The following is a 26,579-nucleotide window of genomic DNA, read 5'->3' as shown; positions in this document are numbered from 1 at the left end:
CAAGGATCAGCCCGCCGAGCAGCAGTTCGGCGGTATCGACGGCGCCTTTCTCAACGCGGGCATCCTTCAGCCCTATATGCCGTTTTCGGACGTGACGGCGGAAATGTTCGACCGTCTGATCGCGGTCAATCTGCGCGGCACCTTTTTGGGGGTGCAGCAGGCGCTCGCCCGGCTGCGGCCTGGCGGGGCATGCGTCGTTACCGCATCGCTGGCGGCTGCCACCGGCTTTGCCGAAGCAGCGGCCTATTCGGTGTCGAAACATGGGCTGGTCGGGCTGGTCCGCTCCGCCGCTGCCGCTTTTGCCGCGCGCGGGCTGCGCATCAACGCGCTCAGCCCCGGCATGGTGCTGACGGCGATGAACGGCATCACGGGGGAGGATGCCCTTGTCGCGCCGGATGCGCTGCCCGATCCGGCCTATCGCGGCGGCCTGTCCGCTCAGCATGTCGCGGAGGTTGCCCTGTTCCTGCTTGGGCGCGGATCGGCCGGCATCAACGGGCAGGTGCAGACTGTCGACGCGGCGATGCTGTCCGCCTTTCCACCGCTGGCGGAACTGCAATGAGGGTGGGGATGGAAAAGGATGAGCAATATCGGGATCATCTCCTGATCCGCAGTGCTGCGGAACTTTATGCGATCGGCGCCGACCGGCGGGACAAGGCGCTCTGGCGTCAGGTGCTGGCCGAGGATTGCGTGATCGAAGGCCTGGGCTTCGCCGTGGAAGGACGGGAAGCCAACCTCCATTCGATCGACGCCTTGGGACGGATGTTCCGCGCCACGGTGCATCGCGTGCATCAGGTCGTGGCGACGATCGACGGTGATCGGGCGATGGGCGAAACCTATTCGACGGCCGATCATCTGTTGAAGGAGAAGGATGAGTTGCTCGTCTGGTCGATCCGTTATCAGGACGAATGGCGGCGCGAAGCGGCAGGCTGGCAGTTTGCCCGTCGCAGGCTGATCGTGGATTGGGAAGAAACGCGCGCCGTCGCGCGGGTAGGCGCGGCATGAGCGTTCTGGCAGGCCGAACGGCCTTCATAACCGGCGCATCCGGGGCGATCGCCACCGCATCCGCCATGGCATTGGCGCGGGACGGCGCGCGCCTGATCCTGATGGCGCGTCGGGAGGAGGGGCTGGCGCGGACAGAAGAATTGATCCGTTTGCAAGTTCCCGACGCCGACATCCTGCCGATCGTGGGCGATTGCATGGACGAGTCGGCAGTGAAGCAGGCGCTGTTTGAGGCGCATGCCCGCGCGAACCGGCTCGACATCCTGTTCGCGACGGTGGGCGGCGGCGGCTTCACGCCCCTGCTGATGCTGGATGCGGAAACGGTGAGACGCGAGTTGGAGCAGAATATCCTCTCTACCTTCTTCGTCATCCGCCACGGCGCCCCGTTGATGAGGCCGGGCGGGTCGATCATCTGCACCTCGTCCAGTTCCGGGCCGCTGACCTTTCCCTATCTGGCGGCCTATCATGTGGCCAAGGCCGGGTTGGAAGGGCTGGTGCGGGCCGCAGCGGATGAACTGGGGTCCGCGGGCATTCGCGTCAACGCCGTGCGGCCGGGCATGACCAGGTCGGAAGCCACCGGCACCATGTTCGATACGCCCGGCCTGCTGGACCGTTTCATGCCGGAATATCCGCTCGGGCGGTTGGGCACGGCGGACGATATCGGAACGGTCGTGCGCTTTCTGGCCGGGCCGGAAAGCAGCTGGATGACGGGAGAGTGCCTGTCAGTGGACGGCGGCAATCATCTGCGCCGCAATCCCGATCTGACCGCCATGGTCGAAGCGGTCCACGGAAAAGAGAAGATTGATGCCGTTCGGGCAGGGAAGGAAGTGAACTGATGAAGATATTGATTGTCGGTGGTACCGGCGCTCTTGGCGGTCATGCGGCGGCCCATCTGAAGGCTCAGGGACATGAGGTGACCGTGGCAGGGCGCAATCCGCCGCAGGCCGGGACACCCATGGCGGCCATGCCCTTTCTGAAAGGGGACTATGTCGCACGGGATTTCACGTCCGATCGGCTGGCTGGGTTCGACTGGGTGGTGTTCGCGGCAGGCAATGATCCGCGCCATGTCCCACAGGGCAGCGATTTCGACGCTTTTCTGATCAAGGCCAATCATGAAGCCGTTCCCGCCTTTTTCGCGGCCTGCCGGGAAGCAGGCGTGAAGCGCGCGGTGCAGCTTGGCAGCTTCTATCCCCAGGCGGCACCGGATCTGCTGGCGGGCAATGGCTATATCCGTTCGCGCCAGGCCGCCTGCGAAGGCGCGAGGGCGGAGGGACGCGCGGGCTTCGATGTCGTCAGCGTGAACGCGCCCTTCATGGTCGGCACCGTTCCCGGCCTGCCGAGCGCCATTTTCGAACCCTATGTGCAATGGGCGCAGGGCGCCATACCAATCGAGCCTTATGCGCCGCCGGGTGGCACCAATTTCATGTCTTTCCGGTCACTTTCCGAAGCGATCGAGGGGGCATTGCTGGGGGGCGAAGCGGGGAGGGCCTATCTGGTGGGCGACGAAAACCTGTCGTTCCGGGACTATTTCCAGCTCTTCTTCGATGCTGTCGGCAGCGACGTAAGGATCGAGGAACGGGACATGGAACAGCCCCTGTTGCCCGACATCGCCATTCCGCAGGGACGGGGCAACTGGATACGCTATGAACCCGATCCGGCGGACACTGCGCTTTTGGGTTACCGCCGTCGGGACGTGGCCGCCGCTGTGCGCGAGATCGCGGCGCAATTCGGCCGGGTCGCGGTCTGACATCGCCTGACAGAAGCGCAGGAGGAGAGGGATATGGCAAAGGCCAGTGATCTGCCGGCCGGGGCGCTCGATTTTTCGGGCAAGACAGTGTTGGTCAGTGGTGGCGGGGCTGGCATCGGCCGCGCCGTCGCCGGGGCCTTTGATGCGGCGGGCGCCAATCTCGTGATCGCGGAAATCGATCCCGGCCGGGCAGCGGAGGTTCAGGCCGCTCTGCCCTCCGCCCTGGTCGTCACCTGCGATGTCCGCGATCGCGATGTTCCGGCCCTGTTGGCTGATAAGGTGGCGCGCCATGCCGTACGCCTCGACATCCTCGTCAACAATGTCGGTCATTTCGTTCACGCCTTGCCCTTTGCGATGCTCGACGCGGACAGGATGGACGAGGTAATCGACATGAATCTCGGCCAGATGATGCGCATGACCCATGCGATGCTGCCGTTGCTGCGCGCTGCGGCGCCGGGCGCGAGCATCATCAACATCACCTCGATCGAAGCCTATCGTGGCATTCCCTATTGTTCCGTCTATGCCGCCGCGAAGAGCGGGATTGCGGGTTTCACCAAGAGCCTGGCGCTGGAGCTGGCGCCCGAAGGCATTCGGGTGAACGATATCGCGCCGGAAACGACGGACACGCCGCAACTGGCGCTCGATGTCATGATCCCGGAGGAAAATCGCACACATATGGACAAGTGGATTCCGCTTGGCCGGTTCGGGCATCCATCCGATTGCGCAGGAGCGGCGCTTTATCTGGCGAGTCCGCTCGCGGCCTGGGTGACGGGCACGGCGATCCATGTCGATGGCGGTGCCCTTGCCGCGTCTGGATGGATGCGGACCCCAACCGGCGAATGGACGAATGTACCGATGATAAGTGGAAACGGCATCAAAATACCCGGTTCACCCTGACGACATGACGCTTCAAAAAAAATCCCGCCTCCTGTCGAGGAGGCGGGATGAAGGCCGGAATGCCGGGAGAGAGTGGCGTTCCGTAACAGGATCAGAATTTGGCGCCGACCGTGACCCCGTAGGTCCTCGGTTCGGCATAATAGCCGCCGGCAAAGCCCAGTTGTCCGAAATCGACGCCCCGGACGAAATCCTTTGCATTGGTGAGGTTCTTCACCCAGAATTTGACCTCTCCTTCGCCTCCGCCCAGAGCTATTCCGTCAATACCGATCTGCGCGTCGATGATGTCGCGATCATCGCCCCTTATCTCTTCATTGTACGGCGTCGACGTGATGCTGGAGAAGCTGTATTTCCCGTCTTCGTGGGTATAGCCGATGCGCCCCCGCACCCGGGCATGTCCCCAGTTCAGAGGGAACTGCGCGTTGAGCGCGACATTGGCGGTCAGCGGCGATGTATAGCCCGGCGTCACGATCGAAGCGATGTTGACGGGCGGTGCACCCGGCGTCGTTGACTGGCCTGCCAGGAATTCCTTATATTTGATGTCGACATAGCCCAGATTACCGTCAAGCGAGAAATTGTCGTTGATGATGGCCTGAGCTTCGACTTCGAAACCAGTGTAGGTAACCTTTCCTGCATTGCCGATGCGGGTTGCGAAAGTGCCGACCGGAGCATCCGTCCGTGGAATGTTGACCGCCAGATCCTTGTAGATATTATGATAGGCCGCGACGTTGAAACGCAGTCGGCGGTTGAACAATTCGCTCTTCAGGCCCAATTCATAGGATGTGACATTCTCCGGATTGAAATGCGGGAGCCGGGTCGTTCCGGTGATGACCGGGTCCTGCGAATTGAAGCCGCCCGAGCGATAGCCCGTCGCCGCACGGGCATAGAGGTTCACCCCGTCCGCCACATCATAGCCAGCCATCAGGTTCCAGGTGAACCGGCTGAAGCTGGCGTCCCCGGCTTCGGGGGTGGCCAGTGGCGACGCGCCGTTCTGAAACCGGATCATCTTCTTTTCATCCCAGGTATAGCGGCCGCCCGCGGTCAACCGGATGCCGCTGTCGCGGCCACCGGGATAGAGCGTGAACTGGCCATAGATCGCCATGCTCTCGCTGGATGCGGTATAGGCGAGGCGCGCTCTGGTCTGCACCAGCCGGTAGCGCGCCGGATTGGCCGCGACGAACGACGGACCCAAGGCGCCGAAATTCGCCAGGAAGACCGAATTGGTGTCGAGCACGAAGCCGCTGTTCTGGAATCCGTCTTCCGAACCCTTTTCCCAGAAGTAGAAAGCGCCGACGACCCAGTCCAGCGTGTCGGCGTCTCCGGAAATTTCAACTTCCTGGCTGAACTGCTTGTGACGGCGGCGGTTGGTGACGTCAAACAGGTCCTGCGTGATCGTCGGCACCGGCGCGGCCGCGATGAACGGACGCGCTGCGGCCGGGATGCTTGGGATGAATTGCAGCAGCGATGCCGGCATGCCATTGAACAGCGAGGCATTGGAAAAGGCGGGGCCACTAAAGGCGCCTATGCCGTCGAGATCCGTTACCGCATCACTGTGCCAGAAACGATAGCCAGTGGTCGATTTAACCTTGAAGCCGCCAAAGTCGTTCTGGATCTGGAGATTATGTCCCCAGCTCTTGTCGACCGCGCTGCTCAGAATATTGTTGCAGACTTCATGACGGTAGGTTCGTGCCGGCGTCGCAAGGGCCGCGCATTCGGGATTGAGGAAAGTCGCCGCCGCCAGATATTGAGCCACGGGTGCCTGTTGGGTCACCATGACGGGCTGGCCGTCAACGATGACAGGCTGGCGCAACGCTCCGCTGGAAACATGGGTGAGATAAAAGGGCTGGGGCGTGCCCTTTATCCGGCTCCAGTCGAAAATATACTGGATGCTGCCGGTTCCACCCAGTTCCGCGCGGGCCGCCGCCCGGAACGCATCCGACCGGCGCGCACCGGGATCGCGGGAATCGCGCGGCTGAAGAATATTGTCGACAAAGCCGTCGCGTTCGGCATGACTATAGGAAAAGCTGGTGGCGATGCCGGCGATTTCGCCTGGATCAACGACTATCTTGCCGTTCCACGCATTGAAATTGCCGTAGCCGGCTTCGGCTTTCAGGCGGAAACCGGAAGATGGCGCCCGTGAGATGAAGTGCATCGCGCCGCCCGTCGTGTTGCGGCCGAACAGGGTGCCTTGCGGGCCGCGCAACACTTCCACCCGTTCGATATCCATCACGTCCAGCCCCATCGCGCCGGATCGTGCGATGTACACGCCGTCGACATACAGCCCGTTGGCGGCGTCGACGCCGAAGCTTTCGCTGCCGCCATTGGAAATGCCGCGCATGGAGAAAACCGCGGCGCTGTTGCTGGTCGTGCCGGGCACGATGGTGACGTTGGGAGCAAGGCCGCTCAGGTCGCGGCTGTCCTTGATCCCCAGCTGTTCGATCTTCTCCGAACCGATCGCGCTGATTGCGATCGGCACGACCTGAAGGTTTTGCGCGCGCTTTTGCGCCGTGACGACGATTTCATCCAGACCGGAGCCCGGCGTCGATGTGGCGTCCTGTGCCTTTGCCTGAGCGATCCACGCCCATGTGCTGGCGCCCAGCATCAACTGAAGAACGGCACGTGCGTAGCCTTTCGGCATCCGAAATCTCCCCTCGATTGTTCTGATGGCCCTAGAATGAATATATGCGGATTAAATGTCAATTATAAATACGCATATTGGATCAGGACGGGTCAGAAGGCATGATGATCATGATAATTTGACGGCAAAAAATCCGCTTTCATGCGCCGTCAGGCGGGCATGTACAGCTGCGCTGCCTTACCGCCGTCCACGGGCAGGGCGGTGCCCGTGATGTAGCTCGCCGCGTCCGACAGCATGAAGACGATCGCCTGCGCGAGCTCTTCCGGCTGCCCCCCGCGACCCATCGGAATGGCATCGGCAGTGCGGACGGCGATATCGGGTGCGCGAGCGGAGAATTCCTCCGTTCCCGCGGTCTGCACCTGGCCCGGAACAATGGCGTTGACGCGGATGCCCTGACGGGCGCCTTCCATGGCGGCCACTGCGGTGAAATGGATCAAAGCCGCCTTGGAAGCGGAATAGCTCGCCATATTGGCGGTCGCGCGAATGCCGCAGGTGGAAGCGATGTTGACGATGGCCCCCTTGCCAGCTGCCGCCATCACCCGCATTGCCGCCTTGGTACTGACGAACACGGCATCCGCGTTCACGGCGAAATCCTTCCGCCAGTGATCGAGTGTCAGCCGGCTGATGGGTGCATAATGGGTAGACATGGCATTGTTCACCAGCATGTCGAGCCGGCCATATTTCCCTGCCACTTCCGCGATCATGGCAGCGAGCGCGTTATCATCCGCGACATCTAGCCGAACCGCGTCGATTTTGCCGCCTTCCGCCGCGATCCGATCGCGCGCCTTGTCGAGCAGCGCCTGACGGCGACCGCAGATCACGACCTGCGCTCCGCGCTGTGCCAGCAAGGATGCGGTCGCGAGGCCGATCCCGTCGCTGCCTCCCGTGATGATGGCGACTTGACCTTCGAAATCCTGAGCCATGGGCTTTATCGTTCCCTTCGCTGATTTGATCGGCATGCGTCGCTTTGCCTTTCTTGTGCTGCGACGGCGCCTGTGCATGATTTTCTTCATAATGCGTAATTTGTAAATTCAAAAAATCCGAGAAAATTTTTAGCGGCCCAAGAAGGGTTTGGCAGTTCGATTTTCGATCCGATCACCAAGGTTATCGATAAATGCGCGAAAAATTGCGGATATTTAAGCATGTTCCGCGTTTACCCGCTTTATACACAGAGGTTGTCATGAACGGCACTCTGCAAAAAATTAAAACAAATGCGGAAAAAAGTTGATATACAAATACGCGAATGACAGAATGATACCCGTCAACAAAGAGAATGTCAGGGCGACTCGAGGAGCGGCGATGTTTGAAGCAAGGATGATCCTGATCGGCCGGGTTCGACGGCGGGCGGTGAAGGCCTGCCGACAATGAGCAGAGTCGATCCCGTCTTCGCGGAAGTCACCGGTCCGGGCACCATGTTCGAGATCGGTGAAGAAGACGGCGTCCGTCACTTCGTGCGTGCGCCCTCTGATCTCAACCAGTTGATCGAAACGGCGCGACGTTTCGGTAACAATGTCTGCATCGTCGATTTCGACGACCAGCAGCGTGAACGACGCCTTTCCTTCGACCAGGTCTTTGCCTGGCGGGACAAGCTGGCCGGGAAGCTTTCGATCCGCCGGGGTGATCGCGTTGCGATCTGCATGCGCAATCGGGCGGAATGGATGGTCGCGTTCCTTGCAGTCGTCCGCGCCGGGGGCATTGTCGCGGCGCTCAACAGCCGTGGCTCATCCGCCGAACTGATCGCCATGATCGAGGAAGTAACCCCGTCCGTCGTGCTGGCTGACACGGATCGCGCCGCCCTGTTCCGCGAAGGCGGCTATGCCGGACCGCTGATCGACGTGACCCGACCGCTCGACGAAGGCACCCCCTTGCGGGATGACGGTGTCGTGGCGCAACCGGATGACCCGTGCGCCATTCTTTTCACCTCGGGCACCACTGGTCGGGTGAAGGGCGCCGTGCTCTCGCACCGCAGCCTGATCACTGGTTTGCTGGGAACGCAGCTGACGGGCATGATGGTCCTGCACAACATGGCCCGCGACTATGGCATGCCGGTTGAAGCCGTGGTCGCGAAGGTTCCGCCGCAGGCCATTTTGCTGGTCTATCCGCTATTCCACATTTCGGGGCTTGGCTCGGGCTTCCTCGCGCCGTTCCTGTCGGGCGCGAAGATCGTCATCATGCGCCGCTGGGATGCGGAAGAGGCGGTTGGGCTGATCGGGAAGGAACAGGTGACGATGCTCTCCTCGGTGCCGACCATGCTGTGGGACATGGTGCATCGGGCGAAACGGAATGAGGCCGATCTCGGTTCGCTGCGCAATATCGGTTCGGGCGGACAGGCGTTGCCGCTGAACCTGCTGGAAGAGGTCTGTGCGCTTTGCCCGCATGCGCATATCGGCGTCGGCTATGGCATGACCGAAACATCGGGGGCGATCGCCCAGGCGGTGGGCGCGGATTTCCTGGCGAACCGCGCCTCGGCCGGGCGCGTGCTGCCGCTGGTCGATCTGCGGATCGAGGGCGCTGATGGACGGATATGCGCGCCCCACGAAAGCGGCGAGATCGTCGTGCGCAGCGCCATGGTCATGAACGGTTACTGGAACCGGCCGGAGGATACGGCGAAGGCCTTCACCGCCGATGGCTGGCTGCGTACCGGCGACATCGGCCATGTCGATGACGACGGCTATCTTTTCATCGTCGACCGGGCGAAGGACATGGTCATTTCCGGCGGCGAGAATATCTATTGCGCCGAAGTCGAGCGGGTGCTGGGCGAATTGCCGCAGATCACTGAATGCGCGGCATTCGGAATTCCCGATGAGCGGCTGGGTGAATTGCTGGTCGCTGTGGTGCAGGCCGAGGGACTGGACGAACGCAGCATCATCGACTGGGTGGGCCAGCGGCTGGCACGCTACAAGGCGCCTGCCCATGTAGCTTTCTCAACCGGGCCGCTGCCGCGCAACCATTCCCAGAAAATCGACAAGATCGCGCTGCGTGCGCAGTGGCCGCAATTGGCCGCGAACAACTGACAGGAGAGTTTCGCGATGGGGATGCCCAAGGATATCGGGATCATCGACTGCATGCTGGGCATTCCGGAAGCGGAAGACCGTTCGGCATGGTTTGACCCTTTTCGTCCGCTGATCAAGGACCAGCAGACGCTCCAGCAATTTGCGATGCCCGCCCAATATATGTTCAAGGACATTCCGCAGACGGGCAAGGTTGACGATTTCGTATCCTGGACTGTCGAACAGATGGACCGGCATGGCATCGACAAGGCGCTGGTCGGCTGGAACGACAATGCGACATCCTATCGCGCCAGGGAGATGTTTGGCGATCGCTTCTTCTTCGATCTGCCCTGCGATCCGAACAAGGGGATGGAGGAAGTACGTCGCATCAAGCGCATCCATGCCGAAATCGGCCTGTCGGCGATCAGCATCTTTCCGGCTGGCACCTTGCCGCAGGTGGCGATCAATCACAAATATATGTTCCCGCTCTATAGCTGCGCGGCGGAACTGGGGCTGCCGGTCTTGCTGAACGCGGGCATCCCCGGTCCGCGCATTCCGATGGAAACGCAAAAAGTCGAGCATCTGGACGAAGTCTGCTGGTTCTTCCCGGACCTGAAGGTCGTCATGCGGCACGGCGCAGAGCCGTGGGAAGCCCTTGCAGTCAAGCTGATGCTGAAATGGCCGAATCTCTATTATTCGACCAGTGCCTTTGCGCCAAAACATTATCCCAAGGCGATCATCGACTACGCCAATACCCGCGGTGCCGACAAGATCATCTATGCGGGTTATTTCCCCATGGGCCTCAGTCTGGATCGTATTTTCAGCGACATGCAGAATGTGCCGTTCAAGGATGAGGTCTGGCCGAAATTCCTGCGCGAAAACGCCACCAAGGTCTTTGACCTCAAATAATCAGACGGAGATTTCGATGTCCAACAGTGAAACCGGCGCCACCGACGCCCGTACATCCCCCGTTGCCGTCTGGCAAATCCTCGAAAAGCTCAAAGGGCAGGATCTGAGCGACTGGCGGCTGGCCGAGGTGAAAGGCCGCGCCTCCATTGGGGAGCGCAATCTCGACATCGGCATTCCCTTCGGCTGGTATCCGATATTGCTGTCGTCCGAACTGCAAGCCGGTGAGGTCAAGCCGCTGCGCTATTTCTCGAAAGACCTCGCCATCTGGCGTGGCGAGGACGGCAAGGTCCGCATGCTCGACGCCTATTGCAAGCATCTGGGCGCGCATATGGGCCATGGCGGCAAGGTGCATGGCAATCTGCTGGAATGCCCCTTCCATGCGTGGCGTTATGACGGCGACGAAGCGGCGGTGAAAGATATTCCCTATGCACGCGTCATCCCGCCGCAGGTGAAGCGCAAATGCACGCGCAACTGGCATATCACCGAAGCCAATCGCTGGATCTGGGCCTGGTATCATCCGCAGGATGCGGAACCCCTGTTCGATGTGGCCGTGCTGCCGGAGGCAAGCGACCCGGACTGGACCGATTTTGAGGTTCATGAATGGAATGTCTGGGGTTCGATCCAGAACATGGCCGAAAATGGCGTCGACGTCGCGCATTTCCGTTTCATCCACGGCACCACCAATGTGCCGCTGGGTGAGCTGCGCTGGGGCGATTGGGGCCGGGGCGCTGATGTGAAGGCCAGGATGGGCACGCCCTGGGGCGAGGTTGACGGTCTGATCAGCTATGACACCATGGGGCCGGGCCAGAGCTGGACCCGTTTCACCGGCATTTCCGAGACGCTGCTGGTCGCCTGTCTGGCGCCGGTCGAGCTGGATCATGTCCATGTGCGCTTCTGCTTCACCCAGCCCAAGGCGCAGGCCGAGGGCGAGCGGGCAGGCGTAGCCAGGGCGATCATCCGCGACATCTGCAAGCAGTTCGATCAGGACAAGGTGGTGTGGGATCGACAGAAGTTCGAGCCCAATCCGGTCATCTGCGACGGTGACGGTCCGATACCGCAATTCCGCAAATATTATTCCCGCTATTATGCGCAGGACTGAAGGCAGGACGATGGAAGAGGAGGCAGGCGTCACCCGCCGCGAAATGGCGGCGGGCGCGGCGGCACTGATGGGTATGGCAGGCATGTCGGGCGCCGTCGCGGCGACGCGGACCGATCCGTTTGACGCGCATGATGCCTTGGGGCTGGCCGAACTGGTCCGCAAGAAGCAGGTTTCGGCCGGTGAATTGCTGGAGGCAGCGATTGGCCGCGCGGAGGCGTTCAATCCGCGCTTCAACTTCCTTGCGCAGAAACATTATGATTATGGCCGCGCCGCAATCGCCAGAGGCTTGCCTCAGGGGCCGTTCAGCGGCGTGCCATGGCTGCTCAAGGATCTGAACACCTATATGGCGGGGCTGCCCACCGAAAATGGCAGCCGCTTCTTCAAGGGCTACAGGCCCGACGTCACGTCCGAACTGGTTCGACGGATCGAAAAAGCGGGCTTCGTCATTTTCGGCAAGACGACCGTGCCGGAACTCGGCCTGACCGGCACGACCGAGAACAAGCTGAACGGCGACACGCGCAATCCGTGGAATCCGGCCCATATCACCGGCGGATCATCGGGTGGCGCCGCCGCGGCGGTGGCGGCGGGCGTGTTGCCCGCAGCCCATGCGACCGATGGAGGCGGATCGATCCGCATCCCGGCCTCCTGCTGCGGATTATTCGGGTTGAAGCCCAGTCGTGGCCGCGTGCCCATGGGACCGCCGCGCACCGAAGGCTGGGGTGGGCTGTCGGTGCATCATGCCGTGACCCGCAGCGTGCGCGATTCCGCCGCGATCCTGGATGCGACGCAGGGGCCGGAGCCGGGCGGCCGCTATGCCGCGCCGACGCCGGAAGAGAGCTTCCTCTCCCTGATCGGCAGTGCGCCCGGCAAGCTACGCATCGCGCTGATGCTGGCTCCGGCGTCCGGATCGCCTGTCGATCCCGAATGCGTCGAAGCGGCGAAGGCGGCCGCGCGGCTGTGCGAAAGCCTCGGCCATCATGTCGAGGAAGCTTCGCCCAAGCTGGACATGGCGGCGCTGGGTGCAGCCAGTTTCGTGCTGATCGCCTCCAATGTCGCGGCGGACATGCTGGACCGTGCAAAGGCCACCGGACAGGCCATCGGCCCTGATGTGCTGGAGCCGATCACGCTTGGCTTCGTCGCTTATGGTCAGAAGACCACTGGCATGGATTTCGCCCGCGCCAATAATGCGCTTCAGGCCGGCGCGCTCACGATGGCGCGGTTCATGGCCGATCATGACGTGATCCTGTCGCCCACTCTGGCCGCTCCGCCATTGGCGCTGGGGCGGATCAACCTCAGTCCGGATACCGATTTCGTCCATTGGGGCGAGCGGACGGCCACCTTCTCTCCCTTCGCCCAGATCGCCAATATGACGGGACAGCCCGCCATGTCGGTACCGTTGGGCATGGCGAAGAACGGATTGCCGATCGGGGTCATGTTCACGGGTCGCTATGGCGATGAAGCGACGCTGTTGCGCCTCGCCGCCCAGCTGGAAGGGGCCGCGCCGTGGAAGGACCGGCGGCCGCGTATTTGAATGAGTCTGGAGAGAATGGCAGGAGGGAATATGCGGGGACTGGTCGGCAAGACAGGCATCATCGCGGGCGGCGGGCGCGGGATCGGCGCGGCGACGGCGCGGCGGCTGGTAGCTGAGGGCGCCAGCGTCGTGATCGGGGATATTGTCGAGGAATGGGCCGTCGAAACGGCGCGCGCGATCTCGGCGGAAGGCGGCAGGGCGGTCGGCGTGCATCTGGACGGGACCAGCGCATCATCGCAGGCGGCGATTGTCGACGCCGCATTGGCGCAATTTGGCGGACTCGATTTCTACCACTCCAATCTCGCCGGTGGAACGGAAGGCGATATCGACATCCTGCATTGCAGCGAGGAAGTGCTGGACCGCAGCTTTGCCATCAACGCGAAGAGCCATTTCCTCGCGACGCAGGCCGCTCTGCCCGTGCTGATCGATCGGGGCGGCGGGGCGATGATCTATACTTCGTCCGGGGCGGCGATTTCGGGCAATCCGTTGCAGGTTGCCTATCCGATGACGAAGAATGCGCTGCACGCGCTGGTGCGCCATGTCGCGCGGAAATTCGGCAAGCAGGGCATCCGCGCCAACGGCATATGTCCCGGCGTTGTGCTGACGGAGGCTGTCGCGCAACATCTGACCGGCGATTATGTGAACGCCGTGCTGGATGCGTTGCCGCACCGGCGCCTCGGCAAGCCGGACGATATCGCCGGCGCCGTCGCCTTTCTGGCGTCCGACGACGGGGAATGGGTCAACGGCCAGCTCTGGCATGTGAATGGCGGATCGCTGCTGCGTGATTGATGCCCCTGATCTTTGCTGGCAAGAGGAGAGCGCCGGAAAGGGATATGACGCCGCATGAGTGAGAGTTTCTCGATTGACGAGACGGACCGCAAGATCATCGAGCAATTGCGGAAAAATGGTCGAGCGACAAATCAGCAGATCGCCGAAGCCCTCGATCTGATCGCGCCCACCGTGTCCGCCCGCATCCGCCGGATGGAGGAAGCGGACATGCTGCGCGTCATCGCCGTGTCCGATTTCGCGGTGCACGGCTATAATGTCATCATCCAGATGGCGATCGAGATCGACGGCCGCCCGGCTTCCCAGGTCGTGAATGAACTGGCGACCTTTCCTGAAGTCTTTGCGGCCTATCTCGTCACCGGCCGCCATGACATCGATCTGATCGTCGTGCTGCGCGAGATGGAAGAACTGGCGCCCCTGATCGTCGGAAAATTTTCGCGGGTGCGGGGCATCCGGACGATGACCCCGGCCATTGCGTTGGAATATCAATATGGCCACACTCCGGTCGAATATGAGGGCGCGCGGGTAACCAAGCCGGATCTGGACGAACTGGATCATCAGTTGATCGCCATATTGGCCGAGGATGCCCGTGTGTCCAACCGCAAGATCGCCGCCGATCTGGGCGTCAATGAAGGCACGATCCGTGGCCGGATCAAGCGGTTGCAGCAGGACGGCATGATTGCCTTCACCGCGCTCACCAGTCCCAAGATGGAGAGCGCGACCAAAGTTGCCTTCATCAATATTCAGGCGGATGTGGACAATGTTCGCGCGATAGCGCGTAAAATAGCAGAATTGCCCATGGTCAATACCGTGATGATCATGCTGGGGCGGTTCAATATCCTGACCTTTTGCCTGTTCAGGGATCTGGACAAGCTGCATGCTCTGGCTTCGGATCAGATATTGGCGGTGAAGGGCGTCCACCATATCGAAACGTCCATTGCGGTCAGGACCGTCAAATATAATCCGCGCGTGGTTCGAATTACCGAGACGCCGAAAAGCGACGACGCGTAGAGCGATTTCGGGCTGGCCCGGGGCTTCTGCCTGCCGGATTTTCCCGGCGGGATGGAACGTCGCGCGCCACTTGATCGCGGATTCAACGATATTTCGGAAATAAACAATATAAAAATTCCGCAAATCACGGTTGATATGGCGTTTGGGCAGATATATTGTTTATCAAATTCGCGGATCACGACGCATGTGGATTCGCTGACATATTCGGATTCGCGCGGCGAGGTGGTGGCCTTGCGGGCGAAATCGCGGCGTATTTTTTAAGGGCATGCTGACATGGAATTCGCATTTACCGACGACCAGCAGATGATCGCCGAGACGGCGCGCGCCTTCTTCACCGAAAACGCCACGAGCGAGCGGACCCGCCGGGCAATGGCAGGGGACGGCATCGACCTGAAGCTCTGGACCGCCTTTTGTCAGGAACTCGCCCTGTCGGGGATCGCCATTCCGGAAAGGGCAGGCGGGGCGGGGCTTGGCCTTGTCGAGTTGGCGATCGTTGCCGAAGCGGCGGGCGCTCAGGTCGCGGCGCTGCCGATGCTGGGAAGCCTGGCGCAGGCGGCGCAAGCGATTGCCGCAGGAGGCAGCGAGGCGCAGCACGAGGCTTTTTTGCCCGCGCTGATTTCGGGTGAGAAGATCGCGGGCTATTTCCATGATGCGGCGCTACACGCAGAGGGGGATAGGCTGACCGGCGGATCGCATTTCGTGCCGCATGGCATGATCGCTGACCTCTTTGTCGTCACCGACATGCGGCGCATGTGGATCGTCAGGGCTGACGCGCCCGGCGTCACGGTGACGCGACAGACGACCATGGACCAGACCCGCCCGCTGGCGCGCGTCGATCTTGCGGGCGCTCCAGGCGATCCCATGCCCGACGCATCGGCAGCGCTTGCCGCCGCCCACCGCGCGGCCTTCGTGGCGGCGGCTGCCGAGGCGCTGGGCGGCGCGCAGGCCTGTCTCGACCATACAGTCGCCTATGCCAGGGAACGCGTGCAATTCGGTCGCCCCATCGGCTCCTTCCAGGCCTATAAGCATCGCCTGGCGGACATGATGATCGAAATCGAACAGGCCCGCTCGGCGGTCTATTGGGCCGCCTGCGCCGTGGACGAACAAGCGGAGGAAGCCGCGATGGCCGTCCACGCCGCCAAGAGCTTCGCCGCAGACACCTTCTTCCGTTGCGCGGGTGACATGATCCAGCTGCATGGCGGCATCGGCTTCACCTGGGAACATGATGCCCATCTCTATTTCAAGCGTGCCCGCGCGCTTCAGACCATGCTGGGCAGCGGCAACTGGCACCGCGAACAAATCGCCACGATGATTTTGGGAGAGGCAGCATGAAGCTTGGTTTTTCCGCTGCGGACGAATTGTTCCGGCAGGAATGCGCCGACTGGCTGAACGGCCAGATGGCGGGGGAATTCCGTGACATCAAGGGCGTCACCAAGCTGACCGGCAGCCCCGAGCGCCGGAAGGAATGGGAACAACAGCTCGCCGCATATCGCTGGTCCTGCATCGGCTGGCCCGTCGAATGGGGCGGACGCAATGCCACGCTGGCGCAGCAGGTGATCTTTGCCGAGGAATACGCGCGCGCCGGCGTGCCCGGCCGGGTCAATCATATCGGCATCGAACTGGCCGGACCCACCATATTGACCTTCGGCACGCAGGAACAGAAACAGCGCTTCCTGCCCGGCATAGCAGGTGGCACGACCATCTTCTGCCAGGGCTTTTCGGAGCCCAATGCGGGGTCGGACCTGGCCAGCGTCAGGACCAGGGCACGACTGGAAGGCGGCGAATGGGTGGTCAACGGGCAGAAGATATGGACCAGCCTGGCCCATATCTCCGACTGGATATTCGTCGTCACCCGCACGGAGGAGGGATCGCAGGGACCCAAGGGCCTGACTTTCCTGATGATGCCCATCGACCAGCCGGGCATCGAAATCCGCGGCATCAAACAGATCAACGGCGATGCTGAATTCAACGAAACCTTCTTCACCGATGCGCGCTGCCCGGCAGACAGCCTGATCGGGGGCGTCGGTGATGGATGGCGGATCGCCATGGGACTGCTCGCCTTCGAACGGGGCGTGTCGACTCTGGGCCAGCAAATGGGTTTCCGCAACGAACTGGACGAGATCATCACGACGGCCAAAGCCAATGGCGCGGCCAGTGACCCGTTGATCCGCCAGCGGCTGGCAAAGGCGGAAATCGGCCTGCGGCTGATGCGATATGGCGCGCTGCGCATGCTGTCGCAAACCGACCATTCGCGGATTGACGGAGCGGCGCTGACCTACAAGATCCAGTGGGCGAGCTGGCGGCGCAATCTGGGGGAGCTGGCGATGGACGTGCTGGGCCAGGGCGGCGAGGTTACGGACCGTGTCGATTATGCATGGGACATGCTGCCCAATCTGTTCCTCTTCTCGCGCGCCGATACCATTTATGGCGGCACCAACCAGATTCAGCGCAACCTGATCGCTGAACGGGGCCTGGGGATGCCGCGCGAACCAAGGGGCAATGGCTGATCATGGAGGATGGCGACGACCCCTTCGAGCGGCTGAAAAACCTGCCGCCGCGCGGGCATCACGCCATGCTGGGCATCCATCATGTCGATGATGGACCGGATTGGGCCGAACTGGCCTGTCCTTTCAATCCGGCTTTCTTCATCGACAGGGCGACGGAACTGGTTTCGTCGGGACCGGTCGTGTCGCTGATCGACGCCGCCGCCGGAGCCGCCATCATCGCGCGGACCCGGCAATGGCGGCCGATGGCGACGCTGGACCTGCGGGTCGATTATTTGCGTCCGGCCCATGCCGGTCGTCCGCTGCATGCGCGCGCCACCTGCTATCATATGACGCACAAGGTCGCCTTCACCCGCTGTGACGTGCATGATGGCGATCCCGAAGACCCCATCGCCTTTGCCACCGCCAGCTTCTTCTACACGGCAGAGTCATGATCGACGCCACCCCCTATGGCCGGATGCTGGGCATGAAGGTCATGGTCGCTGCCCCCGGAACGGCTGCCCTGATGCTGCCGGCAGGGCCGGCGCTGGAAGGGCGGCCCGACTTTCTCTATGGCGGCGTGATCGCCAGTCTGCTGGAAATGGCCTGCCTGGCGCTGGTGGCACAGGAACTGGGCGACGTGCGCCGCCGCATCAAACCCATCAACATGTCGCTGGATTTCCTGCGCGGCGGCCTGATGGCGGACAGCTATGCCGAAGCGCGCATCATCCGCATGGGCAAGCATATTGCCAATGTGGATGCCGTCTGCTGGCAGGACGACCGTGAAAAGCCCATTGCATCAGGACGCGTTCACCTGCTGCTGGGGTAATGGACAGGTCAGTCGGGATCGTAACGCCGGTCGAGTTCGGCGGCGTGGTTCCGGTCCACATCCGCTTTTCGCGCTTCCCCGCGTTGCCGCAACAACAGACTGCGATGGTAATAGCCCTGCGCCCCATAAGGGGCGTAGCGAACGGCCCTGTCGAAATCCTCCAGCGCGCGATCATCGTCGCCCTGCGCCTGATAAGCGAGGCCGCGGTTGAGATAGGCCTGGGATGATTTCGGCGCGATCGCGATCGCCTTGTCGAAGGCGGCGATCGCCTGCTGCCAGTCGCCTTGCCAGGCAAGCATCAGGCCATCGGCCATATGTATGCCGAGAAGGCCCTTGACCCCTTTGGCACCGGGATCGATCCGCGGTTTGCACGCAGAAAGATCCTGCTGCGGGTCCTGCACGGTGCAGGCGTTCCAGTCGCCGCGTCCTCGCAGCAGACCCGGATTGGCCCTGGCCCCCGTCACGACGACATCGTCGGCATCTTCCCTGTCGGCCGTCATGCGCGCGCGTTTTGCGGAAACCTCCGCATTGGCGAGGGCCGGGGGAGGAGGGGCCGGGGAGGGAGGGGACGCTGGCGCGGCCGCCACCATGCCGCCATAGGCCTGCGCTGGTGCGGCCGGCTCCGGCGGTTGAACCGCTTTCTCCTGAGCGGGCGGTGGCGGAGCGGAGGCAGCAGACTCCTGGGCCAGTTTTGGCGGCGCGGGGGCTGGTTTCTCCGGCGCAATGACGGGTGGTTCCGCGCGCAATGGTTGTGGCGCAGGCGCCATCTCGGCGGCCACCCCCTCCTCCCGCGGGTGGAGCGCCTGCCTGGGAGACGGGGGTTCCCGTCGCGGCATGTTCACCCACGCCACCGGCAGGACGACAAGCGCGAGGAGGGACAGGGCAAGCGCGCTACCCAGATAAGGGCGTTCGAATAGGGGCTGCCAGCGCCCGCGTTTTCCGGACGGCGCAGCACCCGCTTCTCCGTCAAACCGGCGGAGCGCCGCCTCGATCGCCGCTTCCCGCCGCGCGGGTGCCGGCGGCGGCGGATCGGGCAAGGAAAGTGGCGGCTGCATCGGCTGATCTTATGAGGCAAAGCGCGATAGCGCGAAAGAGGCCTGTTTCATCCGGGGCCAGTCCATCTGGCCCCGGACCATCCGATCAGAGTGGCTGCATCGCCGCCGCCGTCTTGGCGGCACGGACCAGCTGAATGAATTCGCCGCGATAGCCAAATGGGTCGACGCCGCGCGCTGCCAACGCGATCCGCAGCACGTCATCATAGCCGAACGTCCCGCCATAACGCCCTCCGCGCAGCAATTCGGCGAAGGCCGCCACGCCGGTGGCAAAGCGCGCATCCTGTGGCGCGTTTTCGAAGCGGGCGAATTCCACGGCCCGGTTGATCGGCGTTGCGATCAACTGGCTTCGATCCGATTTGGGCGCCTTATAGCGAATCTTGACGAAGCCATATTCGCCCGCATCGATGACGGGCGCTTTGGCGGCGGGGCCGTAGCGCAGATCGGGGATGGCCCGCGGGCCGCCCACCGGCACGATCTCATAAAGGGCCGTCACCGTCTGCCCGGACCCTACATCACCCGCATCGACCCGGTCATTATCGAAATCCTCCCGGTTCAGCATCCGCGTTTCATAGCCGACCAGGCGATATTCCGCGACGGCTGCCGGATTGAACTCGACCTGGATCTTCACGTCCCTGGCGATGGGGAAGAGGGTGGAATTGGCCTCCTCCACCAGCGTCTTGCGGGCCTCGCCGATGGTATCGATATAGGCGGCGGCGCCATTGCCGTTCTGCGCCAGCGCCTGCATCAGCGCATCATTATAATTGCCCATGCCAAAGCCGAGGACAGACAGGAAAATTCCCTTGCCCCTTTCACGTTCGACAAAACCTTTCAACTCATCGGCATTGGTGATGCCGACGTTGAAATCGCCGTCGGTGGCCAGCATCACACGATTGACGCCCGCCGGGTCCATATTGGCGGCGGCGAGCGCATAGGCCTGGCGAATGCCTTCCGCCCCCGCCGTGCTGCCACCCGCGCCAAGGCGATTAATGGCTTCCAATATCCTGTGCTTCTCTCTGGCGGGCGTGGGTTCCAACGCGGTCCCGGCGCTGCCCGCATAGGTGACGATGGCGACATGATCCTTGGGATCAAGCTGGTCGACCAGCATGGAAAGGGATTGCTTCACCAGAGGCAGCTTATTGGGCTCGTTCATCGATCCCGAAGTGTCGATCAGAAAGACCAGATTGGCGCGGGGTCGAGCCGCGCGTTGGACGGCATAGCCGCGAATGCCGATCCGGATGATCTTGCGACCGGCCGTCCAGGGGCTGGGAAAGACGGCGACATGCGTTGTGAAGGGCTGGACGATGCTGCGGGGCGCGGCATAATTATAGGGGAAATAGTTGATCATCTCCTCGGGCCGGACGGCGGCAGGCTGTGGCAGGACATTCTGGTTGAGCGAAGCGCGCACGAAAGAATAGGACGCCGTGTCGACATCGATCGAGAAGGTCGAAACCGGCTGTTCCCGAACGATCTGGAAGCGATTCTCCTCCTTGTTCGCGAATGTGTCGCGGCCCACGTCATGATAGGCGGGCGGCCAGGGCCGGCGCTCCGGCACGGCGAGCATCGGCGGGGGCGGGGGAGCGGCATAAGCGGGTGCCGCCGGTTCCATGCGCGTCAGCCCGTTGGTCTTGCGCGCGCCATAAGCATAGGCGCTGTCGGCCCGCTGGGAGGAGACGACGATTTCCTCTGCCGGTGCGTTGACCGTCGGCGCCGCCATTTCATGCGGGGCTTGCCCGGCGCAGGCAAGCAGGGCCAGACTCATCGCCCCGGTGACGACGAAGGGAAGGAAGCGAGGCATAAAACTCTCCCATGATGGAGACGGCGCAAATCATCCGTCCATCACTGGGACGCGGCTCAACGGGGAAAGCTTGGGCGGGGTCGAAAATTTTTTAGCGCGTCTCCCCGGTTTCGGCTGACAACATCCGGCGCACTTCATGCATCCGCCAGGCCACGGTGGATTCGCTGATCCCCAGTAGCGCGGCCGCCTCTGCATGGGTGAGTTGCTGGCTGGCGACCAGCACCGCGGCATCCCTGTAGCCGGGCTTCAATCGCGCAATCGCGCTTCTGAGCCAGATGGCATCGTGCAGGTCCCGGCCATCGGGCGCAGGCATCAACCCCGTGATCACCGCCAGCCGTTCGGCAAATCCGCTGAAGGAACGCTTGCGGCGGCGCAGATCGTGGCAGGCGTTGTAGACGATGCCGCAGAGCCAGGTGGTGAACTTCGCTTCGCCCCTAAAGCTGTGGACCTTTTCAACCAGAGTGCAGCATACTTCCTGCGCGATGTCGTCGGCGTCGCTGCGGGAGCCGGTCAATTGCCAGGCCAGTCCGTGGATCCGGTCATAATGCCGCCGCAGCAAGACTTCGAAAGCCTTGCGGTCGCCATCGGTCGCGGCGGCGATCAACAGGCTGTCGGGGCAACGCGACAGATCGTCCATTGCCTAGCGCTGCCCCCAGCCCGCCGTGACGGCCGTTGGCACACCCCCAATCCCTTCGCTCTGGTCAGCCCCCGACATTCCGACAGAGCTAGCAAAGATGAAGTCGCTGTGCCACTCGTCCGAAACAGGAGCCGCTGGCTTTCCGGCATGTTTGTCGTTTTCGCGACTATCGGAAAAGGGCGAACATGCGAATCCCGTCGCCGCGGATTAGAATTTAACATAATCACGATTATCAAACTTTTGTCGTGGTTTGGTGGATTTCATTTCGAAGTGCGAAATCCGGTCATCCGGATGGCTTCATCGCTGTTTACTCATAAGTATAATAATTATATTCTTGGTAAGACGCGAATCGCGGAGCCATGACCGGCTCCGATGCGCAACATTCGGAGTATCCATGACCGACAGCCAGAAAGCCTGTTCCACCAGCGACTTTTTCGAAGATTTGCTGAAGGCGCGCTACAGTTGCCGCCGCTTTCTTCCCGAGGCCATCGGCCGGACGACGATCGAGCGCATCCTCCGGATCGCGCAGCAGACCGCGTCGTGGTGCAATACCCAGCCCTGGAAGATGATCATTCTTGGCGGGAACGCCGCGCGCGATTTCTCGGACGGCCTGTACGAATGGGCGCGCGCGGGTGCGCTCGTCAAAAGCGACATCGAATTTCCCGCCGCCTATGAGGGCGTTTATCGCGACCGGCGCCGCGAGTGCGGATATCAACTCTATGACAGCGTGGGCATTGGCCGGGATGACCGTACCGCCTCGCAGGCCCAGGCTCTCGAGAATTTCCGGCTGTTCGGCGCACCGCATGTCGCGATCGTCACCACCGACAGCAAGCTCGGCCCCTATGGCGCGCTCGATTGCGGCGCCTATGTTTCCAATTTCGTGCTCGCGGCACGCTCGCTCGGTGTCGCATCGATCGCGCAGGCCGCGTTCGCCCACCATGCCGATTTCGTCAGGGAGCATCTCGGATTGCCCGAGGATCGGCTGGTGGTCTGCGGCATTTCCTTCGGACTCGAGGATGCCTCGCATCCCGCTAATGGCTTCCGCACGAGCCGGGCGCCGATAGCCGATGTCGTCGAGTTTCGCGACGCATAGCCGTCGCGACAGGGGGCGAGTCCGATGACGGCCGCCGCAGAAAAGGAGGGATGGATGACAATCAAGAGCTTTTTGCGCGCCGCCGGCACGGGCGCCCTGCCATTATCGATCAGACATGTTGATCGCTGCCAGACGGCGGAACGGCAGTGGCGCTTTGCGGCGGACGATTTATCCTCCGGGCAGGACTTGGAATCCGCGATCCTGACAGGGCGGGCAAGGTCATGAGCGTCGTGCCGCGCTATTCGTTCGATCCCGGCGATACGGCGTTGACCGCCGATCCCTATCCGACCTTTGCAAGGCTGCGCGAAACCGATCCGGTCCATTGGTCCGACCTTGGTTATTGGGTGATCAGCCGTCACGCGGATATCCGCAGCGTGATGATGGACCGCACTGGCTTCGGACAGGGCGATTTCGTCCGCAACATCCAGCTCTTCTACGATCCCGACTTCGACGTGCTGTCGAACTCCGCCTATCGCTGGCTCTCCGAGGTGTTCGTCATGCAGGATCCGCCGCAGCATACGCGGGTCCGGCGGCTCGTGACGGGCGCGCTGACGGCGAAGCGGGTGCGGGCGATGGAGCCGCGCATCCGCGCGATCACCGATTGGCTGATCGACGGGTTCATCCGCGATGGCAGCGCCGATATCATCACGCAATTCTGCTACCGGCTGCCGGTGCTGGTCATGTGTGACATGCTCGGCATCGATCCTGGCAATCCGCAGCTTCCGCAGATCGTCGACGCGATCGGCCAGAGCTTCATCGTCTTCGAGGCACGGCGACTGTCGGAAAGCGAGCTTGCGACCGCCAATCGCGAAATGGACCGCATGGACGCCTTCTTCGAAGAATTGTTCGAGGCGCGCCGGCGCGAGCCGCGCGACGACCTCACGACCGCGCTCGCCTTGTCAGGCGACAGTGCCGATGCGCTCACGCCCCATGAACTGACGACGGTCGCCACCGGCCTGTTCGGGGCGGGGTTCGAAACGACGGCGCATATGATCGGCAACGGCCTCCTGACATTCGCGCGCTTTCCCGACCAATGGACGCGGCTCTGCGCCGATCCCGAAGGACTCGCCCCCGCCGCCGTCGAGGAGGTGCTGCGGTTCGAATCGTCGCTGATCGGCGGCTACCGAACGGCCCTCGCCGATGCCGAGGTCGGCGGGCAGAAGATCAAGGTCGGTCAGCGGGTGCTCGCTCTGATCGGCGCCGGGAACCGCGATCCGCGGGTGTTCAGTGATCCCGACCGGTTCGATATCGGTCCGCGCGCCGAACAGCATTTGAGTTTCGGCGGCGGCATCCACTTCTGCGCGGGCGCCGAGCTCGCGCGGCTGGAGGGCGCGATCGCTTTTGAGCGGCTGGCGGAGCGACTGCCGGGGCTGCGCGTTGATCTGGAGCGGCCGGCATGGCGCGAAGGCTTTCTCTTTCGCGGCCTGTCGCGCCTCGCCGCCCGCTGGTAGCGACCGTCAGAGCACCCCTAACGTCCCGTGAACCGGGGTGCGCGCTTCTCGAGGAAGGCGGCAGTGCCTTCGCGGCAATCCTCGCTTGTGAATATCTGGCGCGCGAGAACCCCCTCCCGGTCCATGCCATCGTCGGCCGGTCCCGCATCGGCCGCGGACACGGCCTCGCGGATCGCCGTGATCGCGGCCGCGCTGTGCGCGCAGACGGAGTTTGCGAGGGCGACGGCTTCATCGACGATGCCCGTGGAGCCGTCAACCACGCGGCTGACAAGACCGATGCGAAGCGCTTCGTCGGCCGGAACGACGCGGCCGGTGAGCAGCAGGTCGAGCGCGACTGCCCGCCCCAGTAGCGAGGTCAGGAATTGCGTGCCGCCATAGGCGGGCATGGCGGCGATCTTGATCTCGGGAACCGAGAGCCGGACATGGGGCAAAGCGACCCGGAAGGTACAGGCCGATGCGAGCTCGAGTCCGCCGCCATAGGCAAGTCCGTTGAGCGCGGCGACGCTGATCAGGCGCGAGCGCGAGAGGCGCGTCAACAACGCCCGGACCTGATCGCAGCGGTCGCCCACCTGGTCGGCGCTGAGGCTCGTCGTGCTGCCAAGGTCAGTGCCGGCGCAAAACGCTTTCTCCCCTTCCCCTGTCACCACGAGAAAGCGGCCGCCTCCAGTTTCAAGCTCGTCGAGCAACGCCTCGAGTCCGGCCCATATCGCGGGGGTCGTGCTGTTAAGCTTGTCCGGCCGCGACAGCCGGAAGATCGCGCCATTTTCAATATGCTCTATGCGGAAGTCCATCATTCAAGCCTCTCTCTGACCAAGCGGCGTCAGGCCAGCCTATGGCGGCGGACGCGGATGCCTGCCGCTTCGCGGTCCCATGTGTCGGGGGTTACGCCGTCACGCCGGAGGTCGGACTTCAACACCTTTGCCGAAGGCGTTTTGGGAAGCTCGTCGAGCACCCGGAAATAACGCGGGACCATGAAATAGGGCATGCGCTCGATGAGGAATTCGGCGAGCGGGGCGAGGTCGATCGTGCGGCCGGGAACCGGCGCCAGGATGACCATGACCTCGTCTTCGGAAAATTCGCTCGGAACCCCGATCGCGGCGCATTCGCGCACGTCGGGATGCGCGCAAAGCTCGACCTCGACCTCGAAGGAGGAGATATTCTCGCCGCGCCGCCGGATCGCGTCCTTCACCCGGTCGACAAAATAGAAATAGCCGTCGGCGTCGCGGCGAAAGGCATCGCCGGTGTGGAACCAGCCATTCATCCAGGATTTCGCGGTCGCCTCGGGGTTATTGTTGTAGCCGCTGCACATTGCCCACGGGCGATCGGTCCGGACCAGCATCTCGCCGATCTCGCCGATGGGAACCTCGCAGTCACGATCGTCGACGAGGCGGACCTCGGCGCCGGGCCGGACCTTGCCGCAGGTTCCGCGCTTGACCGGATTGGCCTCGGATACGATCGGCGAGGAAATCTCCGTCATGTTGAAGATGGTGTAGATATCGACGCCGAAGCGTTCGCGGAACGCCGGCGCGTCATCGGTGAAGGGCACCATCATCGCCTTGCGCAGCGTATGATTGCGATCGTCGGGCGACGGCGGCTGCTTCATCAGGAAGGTGGCGACGACGCCAAGCAGGAAGGTCATGGTCGATTGCGTCTTGCGCGCCATTTCCCAGAAATTGTCGGTCGAGAAATTCTCGAGCATCGCCACCGATGCGCCGCGCGCGAGCATGACAAAGAGGGGACCCATGCCGCTGGTGTGGAAAATGGGTCCGGCGGTCATGTAGCGGTCGTTCTCATCGACCATCGGCCAGGTTTCGGGTCCGGCGTTGGTGAAGAGATGCAGATAGGAGGAAAGCACGCCTTTCGACGGTCCGGTAGTGCCCGAGGTATAGATGATCGACTGGATGTCCCACGGCTCGATCGGAGTCTCCAGCGGCAACAGATCGGCTTCGCTGCCGTCGAGATCGTCGAAACGGCTGATCGTCAGGCCGACCTCGGGATGCGGCTGGCCGGTAGTGACGATCGCATGCTCAAGCTTCGCCTTGTCCACCTCGTTCAGCCGGTCCATAAGGCCAGGATGGACAACGAGGACGCGGGCGTCCGAATTGGTGAGCACATGCTCGAGCAGATTGCCGCGATAGGCGGTGTTGAAGGGGACGAAGACCGCGCCGATATAGTTGATCGCGTAGAAGATGATCGTCGCCTCGCGCCCGTTCGGCAGCCATACGGCGATCCGGTCGCCTCGGCGGCAGCCGAGCTTCTGGAGTCCGGCCGCAATGGCGATGGTGCGACGGCGGAGTTCGGCAAAGCTCCATTCTTCGCAGTCGTCGAAGATGATATGCGTCTTGTCGGGGCGTTCCTCGGCCCAGCGATCGACCAGATAGCGCAGCACGCAGTCCCGCCGATCGGGAACTCGAGGGTCAACAAAGTCGCGAACGATGGAAGCGCTTCCGCTCATCGCATTTCTCCTCCCAGATGATGTTGCGCCGGACTTCGACGTTCTGCCGCCCGCCAGCGCGCTCCAGTTATTTGTTATCGGATCGTTTAAGCGCAAAATCAGTCCCCGCCCTTCGACAGGCTTAGGGCAGGCTTTTGCGCACGATGCTCCGGGGCGTGTGGGGATTCAGCCCATCAT

26 protein-coding genes are annotated in these 26,579 nt (G+C 62.6%); 19 read left to right on the top strand and 7 right to left on the bottom strand.

Annotated features, from left to right (window positions below; translation table 11 throughout):
* From RUH75_RS18505 to RUH75_RS18485, 5 genes are all read left to right on the top strand, one after another.
* The coding region (locus tag RUH75_RS18505; RefSeq protein ID WP_313808638.1) for an SDR family oxidoreductase at window positions 1-559 on the top strand (559 nt) is incomplete at its 5' end.
* Window positions 560-567: 8 nt separating this feature from the next.
* Window positions 568-1,002: a nuclear transport factor 2 family protein gene (locus tag RUH75_RS18500; RefSeq protein ID WP_313808637.1), complete on the top strand. Its 435-nt coding sequence runs from the start codon at window positions 568-570 to the stop codon at window positions 1,000-1,002.
* Window positions 999-1,835, top strand: a complete 837-nt coding sequence (locus RUH75_RS18495; RefSeq protein WP_313808636.1) for an SDR family oxidoreductase — start codon at window positions 999-1,001, stop codon at window positions 1,833-1,835. The genes RUH75_RS18500 and RUH75_RS18495 overlap by 4 nt, the downstream gene beginning before the upstream one ends.
* Window positions 1,835-2,746 carry an NAD(P)-dependent oxidoreductase gene (locus tag RUH75_RS18490; protein WP_313808635.1) on the top strand — a complete coding sequence of 304 codons (912 nt, stop codon included), beginning with the start codon at window positions 1,835-1,837 and terminating at the stop codon, window positions 2,744-2,746. Before RUH75_RS18495 ends, RUH75_RS18490 begins: the two co-directional genes overlap by 1 nt.
* Window positions 2,747-2,779: 33 nt before the next feature.
* Complete coding sequence (locus RUH75_RS18485; protein WP_313808634.1) at window positions 2,780-3,643, top strand: SDR family NAD(P)-dependent oxidoreductase; 864 nt, start codon at window positions 2,780-2,782, stop codon at window positions 3,641-3,643.
* A gap of 91 nt (window positions 3,644-3,734) precedes the next feature.
* On the opposite strand, the gene RUH75_RS18480 is transcribed toward RUH75_RS18485, so the two are convergent.
* Window positions 3,735-6,278: a TonB-dependent receptor gene (locus RUH75_RS18480; RefSeq protein WP_313808632.1), complete on the bottom strand. Its 2,544-nt coding sequence runs from the start codon at window positions 6,276-6,278 to the stop codon at window positions 3,735-3,737.
* Between the two features lie 149 nt (window positions 6,279-6,427).
* Window positions 6,428-7,201 (bottom strand): SDR family NAD(P)-dependent oxidoreductase, encoded by a 774-nt coding sequence (locus RUH75_RS18475; RefSeq protein WP_313808631.1) that lies wholly within the window; start codon window positions 7,199-7,201, stop codon window positions 6,428-6,430.
* A 441-nt stretch (window positions 7,202-7,642) separates the two neighbouring features.
* On the opposite strand from RUH75_RS18475, the gene RUH75_RS18470 reads away from it, so the two are divergent.
* Genes RUH75_RS18470 through RUH75_RS18420 form a run of 11 tightly spaced genes read left to right on the top strand, consistent with a single transcriptional unit; the run spans window position 7,643 to window position 17,916 of the window.
* Window positions 7,643-9,292 carry a class I adenylate-forming enzyme family protein gene (locus RUH75_RS18470; RefSeq protein ID WP_313808630.1) on the top strand — a complete coding sequence of 550 codons (1,650 nt, stop codon included), beginning with the start codon at window positions 7,643-7,645 and terminating at the stop codon, window positions 9,290-9,292.
* A 15-nt stretch (window positions 9,293-9,307) separates the two neighbouring features.
* Window positions 9,308-10,177, top strand: coding sequence for an amidohydrolase family protein (locus RUH75_RS18465; RefSeq protein WP_313808629.1), 870 nt, complete (start codon window positions 9,308-9,310; stop codon window positions 10,175-10,177).
* Window positions 10,178-10,193: 16 nt separating this feature from the next.
* Window positions 10,194-11,276, top strand: a complete 1,083-nt coding sequence (locus tag RUH75_RS18460; protein WP_313808628.1) for a Rieske 2Fe-2S domain-containing protein — start codon at window positions 10,194-10,196, stop codon at window positions 11,274-11,276.
* Between the two features lie 10 nt (window positions 11,277-11,286).
* Window positions 11,287-12,807, top strand: a complete 1,521-nt coding sequence (locus RUH75_RS18455) for an amidase family protein (RefSeq protein ID WP_313808627.1) — start codon at window positions 11,287-11,289, stop codon at window positions 12,805-12,807.
* A gap of 30 nt (window positions 12,808-12,837) precedes the next feature.
* Window positions 12,838-13,596 carry an SDR family oxidoreductase gene (locus tag RUH75_RS18450; protein WP_313808626.1) on the top strand — a complete coding sequence of 253 codons (759 nt, stop codon included), beginning with the start codon at window positions 12,838-12,840 and terminating at the stop codon, window positions 13,594-13,596.
* A gap of 54 nt (window positions 13,597-13,650) precedes the next feature.
* Window positions 13,651-14,604 (top strand): Lrp/AsnC family transcriptional regulator, encoded by a 954-nt coding sequence (locus RUH75_RS18445; protein ID WP_313808625.1) that lies wholly within the window; start codon window positions 13,651-13,653, stop codon window positions 14,602-14,604.
* 51 nt (window positions 14,605-14,655) lie between these two features.
* Window positions 14,656-14,865: a hypothetical protein gene (locus RUH75_RS18440; RefSeq protein WP_313808624.1), complete on the top strand. Its 210-nt coding sequence runs from the start codon at window positions 14,656-14,658 to the stop codon at window positions 14,863-14,865.
* A 12-nt stretch (window positions 14,866-14,877) separates the two neighbouring features.
* The gene (locus tag RUH75_RS18435) at window positions 14,878-15,936 is read left to right on the top strand and encodes an acyl-CoA dehydrogenase family protein (protein WP_313808623.1); all 1,059 of its coding nucleotides are present in this window, start codon (window positions 14,878-14,880) and stop codon (window positions 15,934-15,936) included.
* On the top strand, window positions 15,933-17,111 hold the full coding sequence (locus tag RUH75_RS18430; protein ID WP_313808622.1) for an acyl-CoA dehydrogenase family protein: 1,179 nt from the start codon (window positions 15,933-15,935) through the stop codon (window positions 17,109-17,111). Before RUH75_RS18435 ends, RUH75_RS18430 begins: the two co-directional genes overlap by 4 nt.
* 2 nt (window positions 17,112-17,113) lie before the next feature.
* Window positions 17,114-17,542, top strand: coding sequence for a PaaI family thioesterase (locus RUH75_RS18425; RefSeq protein WP_313808621.1), 429 nt, complete (start codon window positions 17,114-17,116; stop codon window positions 17,540-17,542).
* On the top strand, window positions 17,539-17,916 hold the full coding sequence (locus tag RUH75_RS18420) for a PaaI family thioesterase (RefSeq protein ID WP_313808620.1): 378 nt from the start codon (window positions 17,539-17,541) through the stop codon (window positions 17,914-17,916). Before RUH75_RS18425 ends, RUH75_RS18420 begins: the two co-directional genes overlap by 4 nt.
* Before the next feature lie 8 nt (window positions 17,917-17,924).
* Here RUH75_RS18420 and RUH75_RS18415 read toward each other — a convergent pair whose 3' ends face one another.
* The 3 genes from RUH75_RS18415 to RUH75_RS18405 form a co-directional block, all read right to left on the bottom strand.
* Complete coding sequence (locus tag RUH75_RS18415) at window positions 17,925-18,971, bottom strand: tetratricopeptide repeat protein (protein ID WP_313808619.1); 1,047 nt, start codon at window positions 18,969-18,971, stop codon at window positions 17,925-17,927.
* Between the two features lie 85 nt (window positions 18,972-19,056).
* A complete protein-coding gene (locus RUH75_RS18410; protein WP_313808618.1) occupies window positions 19,057-20,766 on the bottom strand; it encodes a VWA domain-containing protein in 1,710 nt (569 codons plus the stop codon).
* Between the two features lie 91 nt (window positions 20,767-20,857).
* Window positions 20,858-21,403 carry an RNA polymerase sigma factor gene (locus tag RUH75_RS18405; protein WP_313808617.1) on the bottom strand — a complete coding sequence of 182 codons (546 nt, stop codon included), beginning with the start codon at window positions 21,401-21,403 and terminating at the stop codon, window positions 20,858-20,860.
* 394 nt (window positions 21,404-21,797) lie between these two features.
* Between RUH75_RS18405 and RUH75_RS18400 the strand changes: the two genes are divergently transcribed.
* The 3 genes from RUH75_RS18400 to RUH75_RS18390 are packed head-to-tail and all read left to right on the top strand — an operon-like array spanning window position 21,798 to window position 23,947.
* Window positions 21,798-22,496 (top strand): nitroreductase, encoded by a 699-nt coding sequence (locus RUH75_RS18400; RefSeq protein ID WP_313808616.1) that lies wholly within the window; start codon window positions 21,798-21,800, stop codon window positions 22,494-22,496.
* A gap of 24 nt (window positions 22,497-22,520) precedes the next feature.
* Window positions 22,521-22,721, top strand: a complete 201-nt coding sequence (locus RUH75_RS18395) for a hypothetical protein (RefSeq protein WP_313808615.1) — start codon at window positions 22,521-22,523, stop codon at window positions 22,719-22,721.
* A complete protein-coding gene (locus tag RUH75_RS18390; protein WP_313808614.1) occupies window positions 22,718-23,947 on the top strand; it encodes a cytochrome P450 in 1,230 nt (409 codons plus the stop codon). Before RUH75_RS18395 ends, RUH75_RS18390 begins: the two co-directional genes overlap by 4 nt.
* A gap of 17 nt (window positions 23,948-23,964) precedes the next feature.
* Here the strand turns inward: RUH75_RS18390 and RUH75_RS18385 are convergent, their stop codons facing one another.
* Window positions 23,965-24,741 (bottom strand): enoyl-CoA hydratase/isomerase family protein, encoded by a 777-nt coding sequence (locus RUH75_RS18385; protein WP_313808613.1) that lies wholly within the window; start codon window positions 24,739-24,741, stop codon window positions 23,965-23,967.
* Between the two features lie 26 nt (window positions 24,742-24,767).
* Window positions 24,768-26,402 (bottom strand): AMP-binding protein, encoded by a 1,635-nt coding sequence (locus RUH75_RS18380; protein WP_313808612.1) that lies wholly within the window; start codon window positions 26,400-26,402, stop codon window positions 24,768-24,770.
* Window positions 26,403-26,579: the final 177 nt, after the last annotated feature.

Origin of the sequence: Sphingobium sp. (assembly GCF_032153725.1) — a bacterium.
Classification (GTDB): Bacteria; Pseudomonadota; Alphaproteobacteria; order Sphingomonadales; family Sphingomonadaceae; genus Sphingobium.
The sequence above is the reverse complement of the archived record's forward strand: the minus strand, read 5'-3'. Positions and strand labels throughout refer to the sequence as shown.

What these genes read in the sequence shown, in the direction of transcription:
- RUH75_RS18415 (WP_313808619.1), bottom strand. Translation starts at nt 18,971, where the DNA reads ATGCAGCCGCCACTTTCCTTGCCCGATCCGCCGCCGCCGGCACCCGCG.
- RUH75_RS18420 (WP_313808620.1), top strand. Translation starts at nt 17,539, where the DNA reads ATGATCGACGCCACCCCCTATGGCCGGATGCTGGGCATGAAGGTCATG.
- RUH75_RS18395 (WP_313808615.1), top strand. Translation starts at nt 22,521, where the DNA reads ATGACGGCCGCCGCAGAAAAGGAGGGATGGATGACAATCAAGAGCTTT.
- RUH75_RS18445 (WP_313808625.1), top strand. Translation starts at nt 13,651, where the DNA reads ATGAGTGAGAGTTTCTCGATTGACGAGACGGACCGCAAGATCATCGAG.
- RUH75_RS18410 (WP_313808618.1), bottom strand. Translation starts at nt 20,766, where the DNA reads ATGCCTCGCTTCCTTCCCTTCGTCGTCACCGGGGCGATGAGTCTGGCC.
- RUH75_RS18460 (WP_313808628.1), top strand. Translation starts at nt 10,194, where the DNA reads ATGTCCAACAGTGAAACCGGCGCCACCGACGCCCGTACATCCCCCGTT.
- RUH75_RS18390 (WP_313808614.1), top strand. Translation starts at nt 22,718, where the DNA reads ATGAGCGTCGTGCCGCGCTATTCGTTCGATCCCGGCGATACGGCGTTG.
- RUH75_RS18485 (WP_313808634.1), top strand. Translation starts at nt 2,780, where the DNA reads ATGGCAAAGGCCAGTGATCTGCCGGCCGGGGCGCTCGATTTTTCGGGC.
- RUH75_RS18470 (WP_313808630.1), top strand. Translation starts at nt 7,643, where the DNA reads ATGAGCAGAGTCGATCCCGTCTTCGCGGAAGTCACCGGTCCGGGCACC.
- RUH75_RS18495 (WP_313808636.1), top strand. Translation starts at nt 999, where the DNA reads ATGAGCGTTCTGGCAGGCCGAACGGCCTTCATAACCGGCGCATCCGGG.
- RUH75_RS18450 (WP_313808626.1), top strand. Translation starts at nt 12,838, where the DNA reads ATGCGGGGACTGGTCGGCAAGACAGGCATCATCGCGGGCGGCGGGCGC.
- RUH75_RS18475 (WP_313808631.1), bottom strand. Translation starts at nt 7,201, where the DNA reads ATGGCTCAGGATTTCGAAGGTCAAGTCGCCATCATCACGGGAGGCAGC.
- RUH75_RS18425 (WP_313808621.1), top strand. Translation starts at nt 17,114, where the DNA reads ATGGAGGATGGCGACGACCCCTTCGAGCGGCTGAAAAACCTGCCGCCG.
- RUH75_RS18490 (WP_313808635.1), top strand. Translation starts at nt 1,835, where the DNA reads ATGAAGATATTGATTGTCGGTGGTACCGGCGCTCTTGGCGGTCATGCG.
- RUH75_RS18385 (WP_313808613.1), bottom strand. Translation starts at nt 24,741, where the DNA reads ATGATGGACTTCCGCATAGAGCATATTGAAAATGGCGCGATCTTCCGG.
- RUH75_RS18480 (WP_313808632.1), bottom strand. Translation starts at nt 6,278, where the DNA reads ATGCCGAAAGGCTACGCACGTGCCGTTCTTCAGTTGATGCTGGGCGCC.
- RUH75_RS18405 (WP_313808617.1), bottom strand. Translation starts at nt 21,403, where the DNA reads ATGGACGATCTGTCGCGTTGCCCCGACAGCCTGTTGATCGCCGCCGCG.
- RUH75_RS18400 (WP_313808616.1), top strand. Translation starts at nt 21,798, where the DNA reads ATGACCGACAGCCAGAAAGCCTGTTCCACCAGCGACTTTTTCGAAGAT.
- RUH75_RS18435 (WP_313808623.1), top strand. Translation starts at nt 14,878, where the DNA reads ATGGAATTCGCATTTACCGACGACCAGCAGATGATCGCCGAGACGGCG.
- RUH75_RS18440 (WP_313808624.1), top strand. Translation starts at nt 14,656, where the DNA reads ATGGAACGTCGCGCGCCACTTGATCGCGGATTCAACGATATTTCGGAA.
- RUH75_RS18465 (WP_313808629.1), top strand. Translation starts at nt 9,308, where the DNA reads ATGGGGATGCCCAAGGATATCGGGATCATCGACTGCATGCTGGGCATT.
- RUH75_RS18380 (WP_313808612.1), bottom strand. Translation starts at nt 26,402, where the DNA reads ATGAGCGGAAGCGCTTCCATCGTTCGCGACTTTGTTGACCCTCGAGTT.
- RUH75_RS18500 (WP_313808637.1), top strand. Translation starts at nt 568, where the DNA reads ATGGAAAAGGATGAGCAATATCGGGATCATCTCCTGATCCGCAGTGCT.
- RUH75_RS18430 (WP_313808622.1), top strand. Translation starts at nt 15,933, where the DNA reads ATGAAGCTTGGTTTTTCCGCTGCGGACGAATTGTTCCGGCAGGAATGC.
- RUH75_RS18455 (WP_313808627.1), top strand. Translation starts at nt 11,287, where the DNA reads ATGGAAGAGGAGGCAGGCGTCACCCGCCGCGAAATGGCGGCGGGCGCG.